Here is a 15,035-nt window from a genome sequence, read left to right on the forward strand (position 1 = left end):
CCAGGATATCGGATCCCTACGAGCGCCAGGCTTCCGGGATATCCGCGCCCAGCGCAGCCAGCGGCGCCCTCGCCTTGGTCGCCACCTCCTCGACTTCGGCCGCTGCCACGGAGCCCCACGTGATTCCGCCTCCGGCGCCGATCACGGCGTGTTCGCCGTCGATCAGGATGCTGCGGATCACCATCGCCAGGTCCAGTGCGCCGTCCACTCCGACGTAGCCGAAGCAGCCGCTGTACACGCCGCGGGCCGCGCCGCCCTCCAGCTCGTGCAGCAGCGTCATCGCGGAGAGCTTGGGAGCGCCGGTCATGCTGCCGGCCGGGAAGGCGGCGTCCCACAGTCGCCGAACGGTGAGGCCGGAGGCGGCCTGCCCGCTCACGGTGCTGACGAGCTGGTGCACGGCCGGGTACGACTCGATCTCCCAAAGTCCGTCGACACGGATACTCCCGGGCACGCACACGCGCGAGAGGTCGTTGCGCATGAGGTCGACGATCATGACGTTCTCGGCGCGCTCCTTGTTGCTGGCGAGCAGCTCCGCGGCGAGCGCGGCATCGGAGGCCGGATCGGCGCCGCGCGGACGTGTGCCCTTGATGGGCCGGGTGCGGATGCGACCGCCGGATGCGTGCAGGAGCGTCTCTGGACTCGCACTGAGGAGGGCTCTGCCCGCGATCCGCACGAATCCGCCGTGGTGCGCGGGCGTCGCCGACCGCAACCGCAGGTACGTCTCGATCTCGTCGTGCGGTCCGTCGACCTCGAACCGGGTGGTGAGGCACAGCTGATACGCGGTCCCCGCACGGATGGCGTCACGGCAGCGCTGGATGAGGGTGGCGTACTCGTCTGGGGTGTGGCGGGCGGATGCTGTGCGGTGGAGGGTCGCTTCGACTCGCGGAGACCCGTGCTGAGCGAGCGACAGCGAGTCGAAGTGTCGCTCAACGCGTTTCGTCTCGCTCCGCTCGCTCAACGACCCGCGGGGGTTCCTCCGCTCGCTCAACGACCCGCGGGGGGCACTCCGCTCGCTCAACGACCCGAGAGGGGCCGCCAGGCTCTCTCCCAGCTCCCAGACCGCGCCAGTCGCGTGATCGATGGCCACGGCTGAGGTCACTCGCAGCCAGGCCGGCCCGCCCTCCGAGGGCGCGGCAGGCGCCCCGGCCACGGTCGCACCCGACTCGTAGTCCAACCACCCGACCCAGCCACCTCTGAAGGGCGGCTCGCCCGCAACGGCATCGGCGACGGAGTCGAGCCGCACATCCCCCGGGCCGCGAGCGTCGCGCTCCCCCACCCCGAGCACGCTCCAGCCCTGTGCAGCCTCGGCTCCGGCATCCAACCAGAAGACGTCCTCGTACCCCGCCGCGAGCGTCCGGAACAGCGCCTCGGCGTCCACGGATGCGGCCGTACGGCGAAGCTCGAGCGGAGGGTGGCGCGTCACCCTCACAGCGTACGGCGCGCCGGAGCACGTATTCTCGTGTGCGTGGACGACATCCTGCTGTGGATCCTCGACGCCGTGCAGGCGGTGGATCCGATCGCCCGCACGCTCATCGCCGGTCTCGCGGTGATGCTGGAAACCAGCATCCTGATCGGCCTCATCGTCCCCGGCGACACGATCGTCATCATCGCCTCCATGGGAGTCGAGGGCCTGGTCGAGACGATCGCCATGGTGATCGCGGTCGTGGTGGGCGCACTGATCGGCGAGAGCATCGGGTTCTGGCTCGGCCGCTGGCTCGGCCCGCGCATCCGCCGATCCTGGATCGGCCGCCGAATCGGCGAGGCGCACTGGGAACGCGCCGAGCGGTATCTGCAGCGCCGAGGCGGAGTCGCGATCTTCCTCTCCCGGTTCCTGCCGGTCCTGCATTCGCTCGTGCCCCTCACGGTGGGGATGAGCGCGTACTCCTACCGGCGCTTCCTGGCGTGGACCGCACCCGCGTGCCTCATCTGGGCGACCGCCTACGTCAGCGTCACATCCCTCGCGGCAGGCAGCTTCCGCGACCTCGTCGACCGGGTGCACTTCGCCGGTTACATCTTCGTCGGCATCATCGTGGCGTTCCTGCTTCTGATCTTCATCGGCAAGAAGCTGCTCACGCGGTGGGAGAGCCGTCACATGCACGTCATCGTCGACGAGGCAGATGAGGACGCCGCTTCGGGCATGAAAGACTGAGGTGATGTCCGAAGACAGCGCCCACAACGCCAGGATCCACTGGTTCGCACGTTTGGAGCACCGCCTGCACGTCTGGCGTGAGAGCCGAGCGCGTCGTCGTGGACGCACCGCGACCGTACTGCCCTTCGCCGGATACGGCGGCACCGGCTGGGTTCGTGTCGTCGGCAGGGTGCTGATCGTGCCGCCGCAACGCCGTACCGAGAGCGGCGAGTACGCCAGTGTGCGCGGTTGGCGCAGCTTCGTCGGCATCCCCGTCAGCTTCGCGAGCGTGCGGATCACGATCGCCGGTCGTGTGCACGAGGTCGTCGCCGATCGCGGCGGCGTGGTCGACACCGTGATCGACGCCGAACTCCCCTCCGGATGGCAGAAGTTCACGATGTCGGTGGAGGGTCAGGAGCCGGTCGAAGCCACCGCCTTCATCGTCGGCGACGAGGTGGACTTCGGAGTGCTGTCCGACATCGACGACACCGTGATGGTGACCGCTCTCCCTCGCCCGTTCATCGCCGCGTGGAACTCGTTCGTCGTCGACGAGCATGCGCGTCTGCCCGTTCCCGGTATGGCCGTGCTGCTCGAGCAGCTGATGCGACAGCATCCCGGCGCCCCGATGATCTACCTCTCCACCGGAGCGTGGAACGTGGCGCCCACGCTCAGCCGTTTCATGAGCCGGCACCTGTTCCCGACCGGATCCATGCTCCTCACCGACTGGGGACCGACGCATGACCGCTGGTTCCGCAGCGGTCGTGAGCACAAGCTCACCAACCTGCGCCGCCTCGCTGCCGAGTTCCCGCACGTACGGTGGCTTCTGATCGGCGATGACGGACAGCACGACGAATCCATCTACACCGAGTTCATGCAGGAGCACCCCGATTCCGTCGCAGGGGTCGCGATCCGCCAGCTGTCCCCCGCAGAGGCGATCCTCGCCGGTGGGCGCTCCGAATCCGACGACCACTCCGACGACGCCGCACCGTGGGTCGCGGCATCGGACGGCGCAGGGCTCCGCGAGCGCCTCACCGACACGGGCATCCTGCACTGACGACATGACTGCTCCAGTCCTTGATCGCGCGACGTGGTCCGATCGCGAACGCCTGCACCACGAGCGCGCGGATGCGCTGACCGCCGCGCACCGCGAACGTGCGGCACGGGGCGAGAAGCATCCGGTCTGGGATTTCCTCTTCACCTACTACTCGTATTCGCCCTCGCAGCTGCGCCGTTGGCACCCAGGAGCCGGAGCTCAGCTCGAGGACGCCGCAGAACGCCTCGACTGGCGCTGGTACGCCGCCGGATCGACCCCCGGCTCCGCCGTGCCGGACGCTGCCCCCTTCGCACGCGAGAAGGCCGCACTCGCGGATCTCATCGAGCGGATGCTGCGCCGCACCGCCGCCCGCCCCGGTCAGTTCGGCTGCTTCGGCCTGCACGAATGGGCCATGGTCTATCGAGAGCGCGAGCACCGCCACACCGCCCCGCTGCGGCTCGGACAGGACGGCACGGATGCCGTCGTGGAGGCGCACGACCTGCGCTGCACGCACTTCGACGCGTTCCGCTTCTTCACGCCGGACGCCGTGCCGCGCAATCGCCGGCCACTCAGCCGCGAGGATCAGCCGTCGCTCGAGCAGCCGGGGTGTCTGCACGCCGGCATGGACCTTTACAAGTGGGCCATGAAGCTCGGCCCGCTCGTGCCGGGCGAGTTGCTGCTCGACGCGTTCGAGCTGGCCCGCGACATTCGCCTGCTCGATATGGAGGCCGCGCCCTACGACCTGTCCGCGTGGGGCGTCGTGCCCGTCCCCATCGAGCAGGCCGACGGCAAGGCCGAGTACGTACGTCGCCAGCGCGAGTTCGCCGAACGCGGCAATGATCTGCGCAGGCAGCTGCTGACGGCGTGGCTCGGTGCGGGTCAGGGCGCGGGCGTGCAGTCCGCGCAGGGCGCCCAGACGGCGCCGGATGCCGCGCGCTCCAGTCGCAGCGCCATGACCCGCTCCGCCGCGTCCTGAAGACGATCGGCCGGCAGCGTGCCGGCCTCGACGGCCGCGGCGATACCGGCCGCGAGCTGCCCGGCTGTCTCGGGCGTGGAGTGGGCGATGGTCATCACCAGGTCGTTGCCGGCCGCGATCGCAGCCACAGCGTTGCCGACCGGATCGGCATATTCGGGGATGCCGGTGGACTGCAGCATGCCCAGGTCGTCCGTGACCATCACTCCGTCGAAGCCCAGGTCTTCACGGGCGATCTCGTGCCAGCGGGCCGAGAGGGAAGCGGGTTGCGCGTCGACCGCCGCGTAGTCGAGGTGGCCGAACATGAGCATTGAGGCCCCGGCGTCGATGCCGGCGACGAACGGCAGGGCGTCGCTCCGCTGCCACTCCTCCAGCGACTTGTCGGTACGCGGGATCAACGAATGCGAATCGCCGGGCGCGGCTCCGTGACCGGGGAAGTGCTTCAGTGTCGACGCGACGAACGGCTCTTCGGCGGTGACGGCCGCCGCAACCCGATCCGCTGCCGCTGTCGGGTCGGCGCCGAGCGAGCGCCCGTAGATGAATGATGACGTGTCCGCCGTCGTGTCGGCGATGACGCCGAAGTTCACATTCGCACCGCCTCGTGCCACGAGCGAGGCTCGGGCGGCGAATGCGGCTGCCGTGTCGGCGGCCGGTCGGTCCTTCAGCACCGACGATGCGGGGAACTGATCCCATGGCAGCCGCGAGACGTATCCGCCCTCCTGATCGATCGCGACCAGCGGGGGCAGCGCGGGATCCACCGTCAGAGAGGCCGTCACGGCCCGGAGTGCGGCCTCATCGGCCGGGATGTTCGCTCCCATCAGGATGAAGCCGCCGAGCGCGCTCTCGGCCATGTACGAGGAAAGCACCGCCGGGTCAGTGGACGGGATGTGTCCCATGACGACGTTGGATGCCTGCTGCGCGGTGCTCATATCTGACACGATCTTCACCGCACGCGCGGCCGGGCCACCGGCATCCGATGGTTCGACCACGGTGGGACGCGGGCCTGCCGAGCCCGGGGCCGCCGAAGCCGCTCCCGTCGAGATGAGCAGGACGGAGATGGCGAGTGCACTCACCGAAGCCGCGGCAACCCGCACCGGGAGATGACGGCGCATGCCTCCACCCTACGTCCTGGCTCTGACTCCCGACATGCTTGAATATCTGCGGAGAGGACCCACATGTCGACACCGCACGTCCAGCCCGCGAACTGGTATCCGGATCCGTCTGGAGCACAGTTCCTGCGTTACTGGGACGGTGCCGCGTGGACCGGGCACACCCGGCCGGCACCGAATTCGGTGGTCCCCGCACCTGCCCCGATGCTGCTCTACCCCCAGCAGAGCTCGGCCGTCATCCCCGTCGGGGTGTGGCGCGGGCCGGCGGATTCCCGACCGCTCGTGCGCAACATGTTCGACGCCGTGCGCGTCTGCGTGCAGAAGTATGCGCGCTTCGACGGCCGTGCGAGCCGCCCGGCGTTCTGGTACGCCGAGCTCGCCTCGCTGATCGTCGCGTTCGCCGCGATCCTCGTGGTCTGGATCCCGATCGTCGGCTGGCTGGCGCTGTTCGCGCTATGGGTGTTCGCGATGGCGTCGATCGTGCCACTGCTCGCCGTGACGGTCAGGCGTCTGCGTGATGCGGGCTTCCACTGGGCGTGGATCTTCATCTGCTTCGCCCCGTTCGGCAGCATCGCGCTGCTGATCATGTGCGCGCAGCCGTCGAAGCATCCCTAGCCGGCGCCATCGCGCGGCTCAGCGCGCCAACGCCACCTCGATGGGTTCTGCGGTCTCAGCGGTCCCGTTGCCGAAGCGGATCGTGCGGCCGATCGTCAGCGGCTCGTTGAGAGCCGCGACGATCACAGCTGCCACGTCGGCGCGCGACACCGCTCCGCGATCCTCCGGATCCAACTCGATGCGGCCGGTCGGCTCGTCGAGTGTGAGCGCGCCTGGCCCGAGGATCGTGCCATCGAGTTGCGTGCCGCGCAGATGCTCGTCGGCTGCCCACTTCGCATCGGCGTAGGCGAAGAACGAGTCGTCCTTCGGCACGCCATGGTCGGCCTTCGAACCGAGCCAGGAGACCATCAGGTAGCGGCGCACACCGGCGAGCGGGGCGGCGTACATCGTACGTATCGCCGCGTCGCGATCCACCGCGTACGTGCGCTCAGGATCCCCGCCGCCCGCGCCGGCCGACCACACGATGGCGTCGTGGCCACGGATGATCTCAGCGAGTGATGCGGCATCCATCGTCTCGACGTCGCCGACCAGCGCAGTCGCGCCCGCGGTCTCGACATCGGCGATGTGCTGCGGGTTACGGATGACGGCGGTCACCTCGTCGCCGTTCGCGACGAGCAGCGGCGCGAGGAGGCGGGCGATGCGGCCGTGGCCGCCGAAGACGATGATGCGGGACATGAGGATCTCCTGTCAGACGGCTCGGACTCCAGGCTATCCGCCCGAGGTCACTGACGGGCGGATCCTGCACCATAGAATCTGGGAAGCGCGCGCACGCTGCGATCAGCGTGTTGCGGGTTGGATCAGGAGAGCACATGATCGAGCGGGAGATCACCACGCCGGTGTCACTCACCGGGGCCGACGGCGAGCTGAATCCTGCAGCGCTCGGATGGACGCGCACGCCGCTGCACGACACATCGGGCATTCCTGGCCGCGGGCATCGGGGGCGCAACAAGCGCTGGGAGTACTGGGCAGTGATGACGCCCACGCACGTCGTCGCACTGACCGTGTCGTGCATCGACTATCTCTCCCTGCATTCCGTGTGGGTGCTCGATCGCACCACCCGAGAGGCGATCGACACCACCGTCCTCTCCCCCGGCGGACGCAGCGCGACGCTGCCGGCCTCACTCGGAGACGGCCCCGCCAGAGCGCGCACTCGCAAGGTCACGCTCGATATCGACGAGGTCGACGAAGGCACGAGGCTGCGGGGCGTCGCCCCGCGTGTCCGCTTCGACATCACCGCGACACGACCCGCCGGTCACGAGTCGCTGGGCGTCGTCGTGCCGTGGCGGCGCAGCGGACGCACCGGACGCTCCCAGTACCGGGGCTTCCAGTACACGGTCAAGGATGTCGCGCGCCCGGCGCACGGCACGCTCACGCTCGATGGAACGCCCGTCGACGTGCCGACGGGCAGTTGGGCGGTGCTCGACCACGGCCGCGGCCGCTGGCCGTATCAGGTGTGGTGGAACTGGGCGGCAGGCAGCGGCGTCGTCAACGGCCGCACGATCGGGCTGCAGCTCGGGTCGAAGTGGACCGACGGCTCAGGCGCAACCGAGAACGCCGTCGTCGTCGACGGGCATCTGTCGAAGATCAGCGAAGAGCTCGTCTGGGACTACGATCCGTCCGACTGGATGAGGCCATGGCGCGTACGCGGTGATCATGCCGATCTGACGTTCACCCCGTTCCACAACAAGCACTCGCGCACGAACGCCCTCGTGATCGCGACCCGCACGGACCAGCTGTTCGGCACCTGGACGGGATGGGTTCTCGACTCCGCGGGTGAGCGTGTGTCCGTCGATGGCATCGAGGGATGGGCTGAGGACGTGCTCAACCGCTGGTGACGTCTGCGGTCAGTTCAGGGTCGCGCGACGCCGCGCCCATCGCCGTGGAGAGAGCGCGCTGCACCCCCTTCGCAGCGCTGCGGCCGGCGCGGTTCGCGCCGATCGTGCTCGCCGAAGGTCCGTATCCGACCAGCTGAACGCGCGGATCCTCGACCGCCGCGGTTCCCCGACCGTTGCGGTCGAGCTGGATGCCGCCCGCCGCGCTACGCAGATGCAGGGGTGCGAGATGAGCGATCGCCGGACGGAAGCCGGTCGCCCACAGGATCGCGTCGACCTGTTCGAATGAGCCGTCCGACCAGCGCACGCCGTCGGGCTCGATCCGTGCGAACATCGCTCGGCGGTCGGCGTATGCGCCGAGTCGCTCGGCCTCGCGCTCCTGGGCACGCAGCATGAGGCCGGTGACGCCGACCACGCTCTGCGGCGGGAGGCCCTGGGCGACTCGCTGCTCGACGAGCGCCACAGCAGCGGCGCCGGCCTCGGGCGTGAAGTCATCGTCGCGCCAGATCGGCTCGCGGCGGGTCGCCCACAGCGTCTCGGTGATCGGCGCGAGCGCGCCGAGGAACTGCACGGCGGATGCTCCGCCGCCGACGACCAGCACCCGCTTGCCGCGGAAGTGCTCCGGACCCGGGTAGTCGACGGTGTGCAGCTGCTCTCCGACGAATGTCTCCATCCCCGGATAGTGCGGCAGGAACGGCTGCGTCCAGGTTCCGGTGGCATTGACGATGGTGCGGGTGCGCCATTCGCGGTCGCCCGCGTGGACCACGAGAATCCCGTCGTCATCGGTGACCGAGTCGACGTGGACGGGTCGGATGATGGGGAGATCGTGCGTGCGCTCGTAATCTGCGAAGGATGCCGGAACCACGGCGTTCGCGCGCTTCGTGTCGCGGGCCGGGGGTGTGGATCCCGGCAGCTCGGCGACACCATGCACGTCGTTCATCGTCAACGCATCCCAGCGATGCTGCCATGCACCACCCGGCGTCGTGTTCGCATCGAGCACGACATGATCGATGCCGAGGCGCGTGAGATGAAAGGAGGTGGAGAGACCGGCCTGTCCTGCACCGATCACGATGCTCTCCAAGATCTGCATATCCATGACAACGCATACATCGACGAGAGTGTTCCCGTCTTCCCCTGTTCCCGGGCACGAGTTCCGCCTCGATTGGCGGTGGCCGCTTCGCGTGTTGTATTCTTTTCAAGTTGCCCCGCTCACCCGGGGTGCGAAGATGGGCCTGTGGCGCAGCTGGTAGCGCACCTGCATGGCATGCAGGGGGTCAGGGGTTCGAGTCCCCTCAGGTCCACCAGAAGAAGCCCTCGGGAAACCGAGGGCTTCTTGCGTTGCTGGCCCGTGTTCCGCCTGAAATCGGCAGCTCCCTGGGAACTTGCTATGGTGGAAAGGATGCTCGTGCATGCATGAGCAGGGAGCGCACTGTGTGCTCTCACGCGACGCGCGCCTGACTGCGCGCCCACCGCGATCATTCGAATCCCGCTGAGGATGCGCCGACGTTCGGCGTGCCCGGAACGCGGACGACCGGAAAGGAGCCGCACCCCGGGCCTCTCGTCTGTGCGCTGCCATGCGCCTCAGTGGTCCAGGTTCGTTCGCCATGCTGACAGCACCAGATCGCTCGACGTCCATTCAACCACTGACCTCCCTCTCCCCTACTTAGCGGGCACTTTCTCCTTCGACCAGCGGCTCTGCCGCATCAAAGACGAGAAAGTGAGAACACCCGGTGGGAGACCTCCAAACACTCTCAGGACCGATCGTGGTCCTGCTCATGCTGCTGTTCTTCGGCGGCAGCCTCTACATGTCGATCCGCATCTCCCGCAAGAAGGAGAACGCCGACGGCTACATGACGGGCGGCGGCAAGATCGGATTCGGCATCTCCGCCGCATCCATGACCGCGACCTGGATATGGGCGTCATCGATGTACGCCTCAGCCACGTCCGGTTACACCTACGGCATCTCCGGCCCCATCCACTACGGGCTCTGGGGTGCGCTGATGATCCTGCTCATCTACCCCTTCGGCCGTCGCATCCGCAAGGTCGCTCCCAAGGCGCACACGATCGCCGAGGTCATGTTCGCGCGGCACGGCCGCTCCAGCCAGCTCATGCTCGCCGGCTCCAACGTGCTCGGCAGCCTGATCAGCCTCACATCGAACCTGATCGCCGGCGGTGCGCTGATCGCGATGCTGTCGCCGTTCACCTTCACGCAGGGAATCGTCGCGATCGCGATCGGCGTTCTGGCGTACACGCTGTGGTCCGGCTTCCGCGCATCGGTGCTGACCGACTTCGCGCAGGTACTGGCGATGCTCGGCGCGGTGGCCATCATCATCCCGGTGATCTTCTTCGCCGCCGGCGGGCCCGACCTGTTCGTCACCGGAGCATCCAACCTGACACCGCAGCAGGGCGACTTCTTCTCGTCCGACGCGTTCTTCAACCAGGGCGCACCGTACATCGCCGCTGTGCTCGCCTACGCGATCGGCAACCAGACCATCGCGCAGCGACTGTTCGCCGTGCGTGAGGACCTGATCAAGAAGACCTTCATCACCGCGACCGTCGGCTACGGCGCCACCATCATCGGCGTCGGAATGCTGGGCGTCATCGCCCTCTACGCCGGCATCCAGCCGATGGACGGCGACGTCAACAACCTGATCCCGCAGATGGCCGCGACCTACCTCAGCCCGCTCCTGATCTGCGTGTTCTTCGTCATGATCATCGGCTCGCTGTCGTCGACGGCGGATGCCGACATGACGGCGCTCTCGTCGATCATGATGGCCGACATCTACGGCCAGAACATCGCGGGCAAGAAGAACGCCAACCCGAAGACGATGCTGCTCGTGGGGCGACTGACCATGGTCGGTGCGACAGCGGCGGCACTCGGCTTCGCGTCGATGCAGTTCAACATCCTCGACCTGCTGGTGTTCGTCGGCGCGATGTGGGGCGCACTCGTCTTCCCGGTGATCGCGAGCTTCTACTGGAACCGCGTCACCAACGTGGCCTTCAGCGTCGCAGTGGTCGCTGCCCTCGCCGCGTTCCTCCCTGTGCGCTTCGAGTGGGTCGATCTGTCGGGCGGGCTCGGCATCGTCAGCGACGTGCTGTCGGTGATCGGCATCGGGGTGGTGCTGGCACTCATGTCGTTCGGGTTCTTCGGGCTCAGAGTCGCCATCGGCGTCGGAGCAGTCTCGATCGTGGCATCCGCTCCGTTCGCGATCGGCTTCCTGCACACCTACCCGGTGCTGTCGGGATCGCTCGTGGCCTACGCGGTCAGCACGATCGTGTGCGTCGCGATCACGATGCTGAACAAGACCAGACGGTTCGACTTCGAACTCATCAAGCAGCGCACCGGTGAGTTCGACACCGCGGACACCGAGATCCTGATCGCGACCGAGAGCGCGATCAACGACGCGGAACCGGCCGGAGACGGCGCACTCGCAGGAAAGGACGCATGATGGAACTCATTCTCATGACCGCGTACGTGCTCGTGTGGCCAGTGATCGTCATCGGCGCACTCGCCGTGATCATCCGCGCCTTCGTGAAGGACGCCCGTGAAGCGAAGCGGGAAGGCCGTCAGATCATCTGATGGCCCCGAGGATGGGCGGCATCGGGGCGACCTGCTGTCGCCCATCCATCGTTCAGTGCCCACCCGCCGTTCGGTGCGATGATCAGATGGATCCCTATTAGAAAGGATGCTCCGCGGATGACTGCCCCAGAACTGACACCCAACCCGACGAACCTCCCATCATTGCAGGAGCGTCTGCTGACGAAGGCGCGCGGGACCAACGCCCGTCGCGCCGCCGAGACTCTCTACGGTGGTCGGGATGCGATCCTGCGTCAGACCGCGATGGCGCTGCTCTCCGGTGCTGAGCTTCCCGAGCACGAGAGTCCGCCCGAGGCGACTCTGCAGTTGCTGACCGGTCGCGTGAGGCTGCGCGGCCTGAATCGGGAATGGCTGCTCGAGACGGGCGATCTCATCCCCATCCCGCCCGAGCGCCACAGCGTGACCGCAGTCGAGGACAGCGTACTCCTGCTGACCGTGCGACGAGCAGCGGCGGCGCAGGCCGGCTGACCGACGCCGCCGCTGGTCGCATCGCTCAGCGATCGCGCAGCTGCTGCGCGATCTCCTCGTCCACGGTGCGGATCGTGGCGGTGTCGATATCCGACAGTGCCGCCTCGAACCGCGCCTGACGGTGCTTGAGCCAGATGCCCAGCACGATGATCAGCACCATCGCGGAGTAGATCACGATCGAGATCGGGCTGTGCACCAGGTACAGCGCGTCACCCTGACTGATCGCCATGGCTTTGCGCAGCTGTTCCTCCGCCATCGGGCCGAGGATCGCTCCGACGACCATCGGCGAAACCGGGTATCCGTGGCGACGCATGAAGAACCCGATCACGCCGAGCAGCAGCAGCACGCCGATGTCGAAGATCGTGAAGTTCGCCGCGTACGCACCGAGCCCCGCGAACACCAGGATCCCCGCGTACAGGTACGGCCTCGGGATCTGCAGCACCTTGGCCCACATGCCCACCAGAGGCAGGTTGAGGATGATCAGCACCACGTTGCCGATGTACAGGCTCGCGATCAATGCCCACACCAGCGCAGGCTGGCTGTCGAACAGCAGCGGGCCAGGGCGGATGCCGTAGGTCTGGAACGCCGAGATGATGATCGCGGCGGTCGCGGTGGTCGGCAGCCCCAGCGTCAGCAGCGGCACGAGCACACCAGCCGCGGCCGCGTTGTTCGCGGCCTCCGGTCCTGCCACTCCCTCGATCGCGCCCTTGCCGAACTGCTTCCGGTAGGGATCCTTCGCGAGCCGCTTCTCGGTCGCGTACGACAGGAACGTCGCGACGTCCGCGCCGCCGGCAGGGATCGCTCCGATGGGGAATCCGATCGCGGTGCCGCGCAGCCACGGCTTCCACGAGCGCTTCCAGTCGCTCTTCTTCATCCAGGAGCGCCAGTTGCCGGAGACGGGGATGATCGGCAGAGCCCCGCTGCGCAGCCGCGAGCCCACATAGAGCGCCTCGCCTACCGCGAACAGGCCGACCGCGACGATCACGACATCGATCCCGTCACCCAGATTCGGGATGCTGAAGGTGAAGCGCGCCTGCCCGGTCAGGGTGTCTGTGCCGACCAGCCCGAGGAACAGGCCGATCGAGAGCGACACGATGCCACGGATCGGACTCGCCCCGAGCAGGGCGCCCACGGTGAGGAACGCCACGATCATCAACGCGAAGTAGTCGGCAGGTCCCAACGTCACCGCGAAGTCGGCGATGAACGGTGCGAACAGCGTGAGCAGCGCGGTCGCGATCGTGCCGGCGATGAACGATCCGATCGCCGCTGTGGCCAGCGCGGCCGTGGCACGGCCCATCCTCGCCATCTTGTTGCCCTCGAGCGCCGTGACGATGGATGCCGATTCCCCTGGTGTGTTCAGCAGGATCGACGTCGTCGACCCGCCGTACATGCCGCCGTAGTAGATGCCGGCGAACATGATGATCGCGCTCGTGACGTCCAGCGTGTACGTGAGCGGCAGCAGCAGCGCCACAGTCATCGCCGGCCCGATGCCGGGGAGCACGCCCACCGCGGTGCCGAGGAGCACGCCGATGAATGCGAACATCAGGTACTGCGGCTGCAGCGCTGTCGCGAAGCCGTCCATAAGCAGTTGCAGGCTATCCACCGAGCACCCCCGAACTCTGGATCAGGTTCGGCAGGATCGTGCCGAACGGCGGCAGGGAAAGTCCGAGCAGATTGCCGAACAGCAGCTGCGTCAGCACTCCGAGTCCGAGTCCGAGCAGGAGCGCCTTCCACCAGCTCGATGAGCCCAGCGCCATCGATGCACCGGTGAAGAGCACGACCACTGCGGCCGGCCACCCGGCGATCGGGATCACGATCATGAGGGACGCGAACGCCAGAGCGAGGAAGATCACCGTCTTCCAGGACGTCCGCGCCTCGGTGTCGACATCCTCGCCCTCATCCGGCGCGCCCACGTCGCCACGCAGCACCGCGACGAACGCCGCGAGCGACGACAGCAGCATGAGACCGGTGACCGCGTACGGCACCACACGCGCGCCGAGCACGTTCGAGGATCCGACCGGCTCGCGGATGAAGCCCGTCATCACGAGCGCGACCACCGAGAACACGATGATCACACCGATGAAGACGAGCTCCCCGAGCCTGCGCGACCGAGGAGCGCCGGCGATCGCCGACGCTCCCGTCGTGATCTGATTCGTCATTCGATCAGGCCGATCGTCTTGAGCGTCTCCTTCGTCGTGGAGATGTCGCCTTCCAGGAACGTGGAGAACTCATCGCCCACGAGGAACGCATCGGTCCAGCCGTTGGTCTCGAGGATCTCGGTCCACGCAGCGCTGTCGTGCACCGACGTCACCAGCTCCTCCAGCGCCTTCTTCTCGTCGTCCGAGATGTCGCCGGGTGCGATGAGCCCCCGCCAGTTGGTGACGACCAGATCGACGCCCTCGTCGATGAGGGTCGGGACCTCCGGCAGCAGCAGCGCCGGTTCGCCCGACGACACGGCCAGCGCCTTCAGGTCGCCTGCCTCGACCTGCTGCGAGAACTCGCCCACGCCCGAGATGCCCGCCTGCACCTGACCGCCCAGCAGCATCGTGAGCGCCTCGCCACCACCCGAGTTGGCGATGTAGTTGAGGGTGCTCGGCACATCCGCAGCATCCACGCCGGCGTCGGTGAGCAGCAGCGCCGCGAGGATGTGGTCGATGCCGCCGGCCGAGCCGCCGGTGACGGCCATGCCGGCGCCTTCGTCCACCCAGGCGTCGATGAAGTCCTCCAGGGTGTCGTGCGGGCTGTCCTTCGGCACGACGATCACCAGCGGTTCTTCCGTGAGCTTCGCGATCGGAGTCATGTCCTCGATCCGCACGTCCGATGCGTTCGTCTCGACCGCACCGACCATCACGCTGCCTGTGATCATGAGCGTGTTCGGGTCCCCCTCCGTGGCAAGCGACGCGAGTCCTACGGTGCCGCCGGCTCCGCCGATGTTCGACACCGGCGCCGACGAGACCAGCGACTCGTCGCTGAGCGCCTGGCCGAAGGCACGCGCGGTCTGGTCCCATCCACCGCCAGGGTCGGCCGGCGCGATCACCGCGACGCTGTCGATGCTCGACCCGCCGCCGTCACCACCGGAGCCTCCGCCTCCCGCAGTCGGTGTTCCAGTGCATGCGGCCAGTCCCAGTGCGACGACGCCGACGACCGCGCCGAGCGCCAGCCGAGTACGCGTGCGAGTGTGCTGTGTCATGAACTCCTCCTCGAGTCCTTCCGCCCGACGCCGATGCCGGGAGCAGGTGACGCGAGCCTAGAACCGCGGGCATCGCCGGTTCGGCTTGT

Annotated in this window: 15 protein-coding genes and 1 tRNA gene; 9 read left to right on the top strand and 7 right to left on the bottom strand. The window is 67.8% G+C overall.

Annotated features, from left to right (window positions below; translation table 11 throughout):
* Positions 1-16 precede the first annotated feature (16 nt).
* Positions 17-1,423: an anthranilate synthase component I family protein gene (locus tag IEV67_RS14760; RefSeq protein WP_229703167.1), complete on the bottom strand. Its 1,407-nt coding sequence runs from the start codon at positions 1,421-1,423 to the stop codon at positions 17-19.
* A 42-nt stretch (positions 1,424-1,465) separates the two neighbouring features.
* On the opposite strand from IEV67_RS14760, the gene IEV67_RS14765 reads away from it, so the two are divergent.
* From IEV67_RS14765 to IEV67_RS14775, 3 genes are read left to right on the top strand one after another with little or no spacing between them, the layout of a single operon-like run.
* Positions 1,466-2,149, top strand: a complete 684-nt coding sequence (locus tag IEV67_RS14765; protein WP_188437343.1) for a DedA family protein — start codon at positions 1,466-1,468, stop codon at positions 2,147-2,149.
* A 4-nt stretch (positions 2,150-2,153) separates the two neighbouring features.
* Entirely contained in the window at positions 2,154-3,182 is a 1,029-nt protein-coding gene (locus tag IEV67_RS14770) for an App1 family protein phosphatidate phosphatase (RefSeq protein ID WP_188437344.1), read from the top strand.
* Positions 3,183-3,186: 4 nt separating this feature from the next.
* Positions 3,187-4,137: a 3-methyladenine DNA glycosylase gene (locus tag IEV67_RS14775; protein WP_229703168.1), complete on the top strand. Its 951-nt coding sequence runs from the start codon at positions 3,187-3,189 to the stop codon at positions 4,135-4,137.
* Here IEV67_RS14775 and IEV67_RS14780 read toward each other — a convergent pair.
* Positions 4,041-5,246, bottom strand: a complete 1,206-nt coding sequence (locus IEV67_RS14780; RefSeq protein WP_188437345.1) for a glycoside hydrolase family 3 N-terminal domain-containing protein — start codon at positions 5,244-5,246, stop codon at positions 4,041-4,043. The genes IEV67_RS14775 and IEV67_RS14780 overlap by 97 nt on opposite strands.
* A gap of 63 nt (positions 5,247-5,309) precedes the next feature.
* Here IEV67_RS14780 and IEV67_RS14785 point away from each other — a divergent pair, with 63 nt between their 5' ends.
* Positions 5,310-5,858, top strand: a complete 549-nt coding sequence (locus IEV67_RS14785) for a DUF805 domain-containing protein (protein ID WP_188437346.1) — start codon at positions 5,310-5,312, stop codon at positions 5,856-5,858.
* An 18-nt stretch (positions 5,859-5,876) separates the two neighbouring features.
* Here IEV67_RS14785 and IEV67_RS14790 read toward each other — a convergent pair whose 3' ends face one another.
* The gene (locus IEV67_RS14790; protein WP_188437347.1) at positions 5,877-6,533 is read right to left on the bottom strand and encodes an SDR family oxidoreductase; all 657 of its coding nucleotides are present in this window, start codon (positions 6,531-6,533) and stop codon (positions 5,877-5,879) included.
* A 134-nt stretch (positions 6,534-6,667) separates the two neighbouring features.
* Here IEV67_RS14790 and IEV67_RS14795 point away from each other — a divergent pair, with 134 nt between their 5' ends.
* Positions 6,668-7,693 (top strand): DUF2804 domain-containing protein, encoded by a 1,026-nt coding sequence (locus IEV67_RS14795; protein WP_188437348.1) that lies wholly within the window; start codon positions 6,668-6,670, stop codon positions 7,691-7,693.
* Here IEV67_RS14795 and IEV67_RS14800 read toward each other — a convergent pair.
* Positions 7,680-8,780 carry an NAD(P)-binding domain-containing protein gene (locus IEV67_RS14800; RefSeq protein WP_188437531.1) on the bottom strand — a complete coding sequence of 367 codons (1,101 nt, stop codon included), beginning with the start codon at positions 8,778-8,780 and terminating at the stop codon, positions 7,680-7,682. The genes IEV67_RS14795 and IEV67_RS14800 overlap by 14 nt on opposite strands.
* 138 nt (positions 8,781-8,918) lie before the next feature.
* Here IEV67_RS14800 and IEV67_RS14805 point away from each other — a divergent pair.
* The 4 genes from IEV67_RS14805 to IEV67_RS14815 all read left to right on the top strand — a co-directional run bounded on the left by IEV67_RS14805 (position 8,919) and on the right by IEV67_RS14815 (position 11,756).
* A tRNA-Ala gene (locus IEV67_RS14805) sits at positions 8,919-8,994 on the top strand.
* A 471-nt stretch (positions 8,995-9,465) separates the two neighbouring features.
* Positions 9,466-11,139, top strand: coding sequence for a sodium:solute symporter family transporter (locus tag IEV67_RS14810; RefSeq protein WP_188437532.1), 1,674 nt, complete (start codon positions 9,466-9,468; stop codon positions 11,137-11,139).
* A complete protein-coding gene (locus tag IEV67_RS19010; protein ID WP_229703169.1) occupies positions 11,139-11,270 on the top strand; it encodes a putative transporter small subunit in 132 nt (43 codons plus the stop codon). The genes IEV67_RS14810 and IEV67_RS19010 overlap by 1 nt, the downstream gene beginning before the upstream one ends.
* A 117-nt stretch (positions 11,271-11,387) precedes the next feature.
* Positions 11,388-11,756 carry a cupin domain-containing protein gene (locus IEV67_RS14815; RefSeq protein WP_188437349.1) on the top strand — a complete coding sequence of 123 codons (369 nt, stop codon included), beginning with the start codon at positions 11,388-11,390 and terminating at the stop codon, positions 11,754-11,756.
* A gap of 25 nt (positions 11,757-11,781) precedes the next feature.
* Here IEV67_RS14815 and IEV67_RS14820 read toward each other — a convergent pair whose 3' ends face one another.
* The 3 genes from IEV67_RS14820 to IEV67_RS14830 are packed head-to-tail and all read right to left on the bottom strand — an operon-like array spanning position 11,782 to position 14,946.
* The gene (locus IEV67_RS14820) at positions 11,782-13,359 is read right to left on the bottom strand and encodes a tripartite tricarboxylate transporter permease (protein WP_188437350.1); all 1,578 of its coding nucleotides are present in this window, start codon (positions 13,357-13,359) and stop codon (positions 11,782-11,784) included.
* A complete protein-coding gene (locus tag IEV67_RS14825) occupies positions 13,352-13,915 on the bottom strand; it encodes a tripartite tricarboxylate transporter TctB family protein (RefSeq protein WP_188437351.1) in 564 nt (187 codons plus the stop codon). Before IEV67_RS14825 ends, IEV67_RS14820 begins: the two co-directional genes overlap by 8 nt.
* Positions 13,912-14,946 (bottom strand): Bug family tripartite tricarboxylate transporter substrate binding protein, encoded by a 1,035-nt coding sequence (locus tag IEV67_RS14830; protein ID WP_188437352.1) that lies wholly within the window; start codon positions 14,944-14,946, stop codon positions 13,912-13,914. The genes IEV67_RS14825 and IEV67_RS14830 overlap by 4 nt, the downstream gene beginning before the upstream one ends.
* Positions 14,947-15,035: the final 89 nt, after the last annotated feature.

The organism is Microbacterium murale (assembly GCF_014635185.1).
GTDB lineage: Bacteria > Actinomycetota > Actinomycetes > Actinomycetales > Microbacteriaceae > Microbacterium > Microbacterium murale.

Coding starts and splice junctions, on each gene's coding strand:
- IEV67_RS14790 (WP_188437347.1), bottom strand. CDS start 6,533: ATGTCCCGCATCATCGTCTTCGGCGGCCACGGCCGCATCGCCCGCCTC.
- IEV67_RS14810 (WP_188437532.1), top strand. CDS start 9,466: ATGCTGCTGTTCTTCGGCGGCAGCCTCTACATGTCGATCCGCATCTCC.
- IEV67_RS14785 (WP_188437346.1), top strand. CDS start 5,310: ATGTCGACACCGCACGTCCAGCCCGCGAACTGGTATCCGGATCCGTCT.
- IEV67_RS14830 (WP_188437352.1), bottom strand. CDS start 14,946: ATGACACAGCACACTCGCACGCGTACTCGGCTGGCGCTCGGCGCGGTC.
- IEV67_RS14775 (WP_229703168.1), top strand. CDS start 3,187: ATGACTGCTCCAGTCCTTGATCGCGCGACGTGGTCCGATCGCGAACGC.
- IEV67_RS14780 (WP_188437345.1), bottom strand. CDS start 5,246: ATGCGCCGTCATCTCCCGGTGCGGGTTGCCGCGGCTTCGGTGAGTGCA.
- IEV67_RS14800 (WP_188437531.1), bottom strand. CDS start 8,780: ATGCAGATCTTGGAGAGCATCGTGATCGGTGCAGGACAGGCCGGTCTC.
- IEV67_RS14825 (WP_188437351.1), bottom strand. CDS start 13,915: ATGACGAATCAGATCACGACGGGAGCGTCGGCGATCGCCGGCGCTCCT.
- IEV67_RS14770 (WP_188437344.1), top strand. CDS start 2,154: ATGTCCGAAGACAGCGCCCACAACGCCAGGATCCACTGGTTCGCACGT.
- IEV67_RS14795 (WP_188437348.1), top strand. CDS start 6,668: ATGATCGAGCGGGAGATCACCACGCCGGTGTCACTCACCGGGGCCGAC.
- IEV67_RS14815 (WP_188437349.1), top strand. CDS start 11,388: ATGACTGCCCCAGAACTGACACCCAACCCGACGAACCTCCCATCATTG.
- IEV67_RS19010 (WP_229703169.1), top strand. CDS start 11,139: ATGGAACTCATTCTCATGACCGCGTACGTGCTCGTGTGGCCAGTGATC.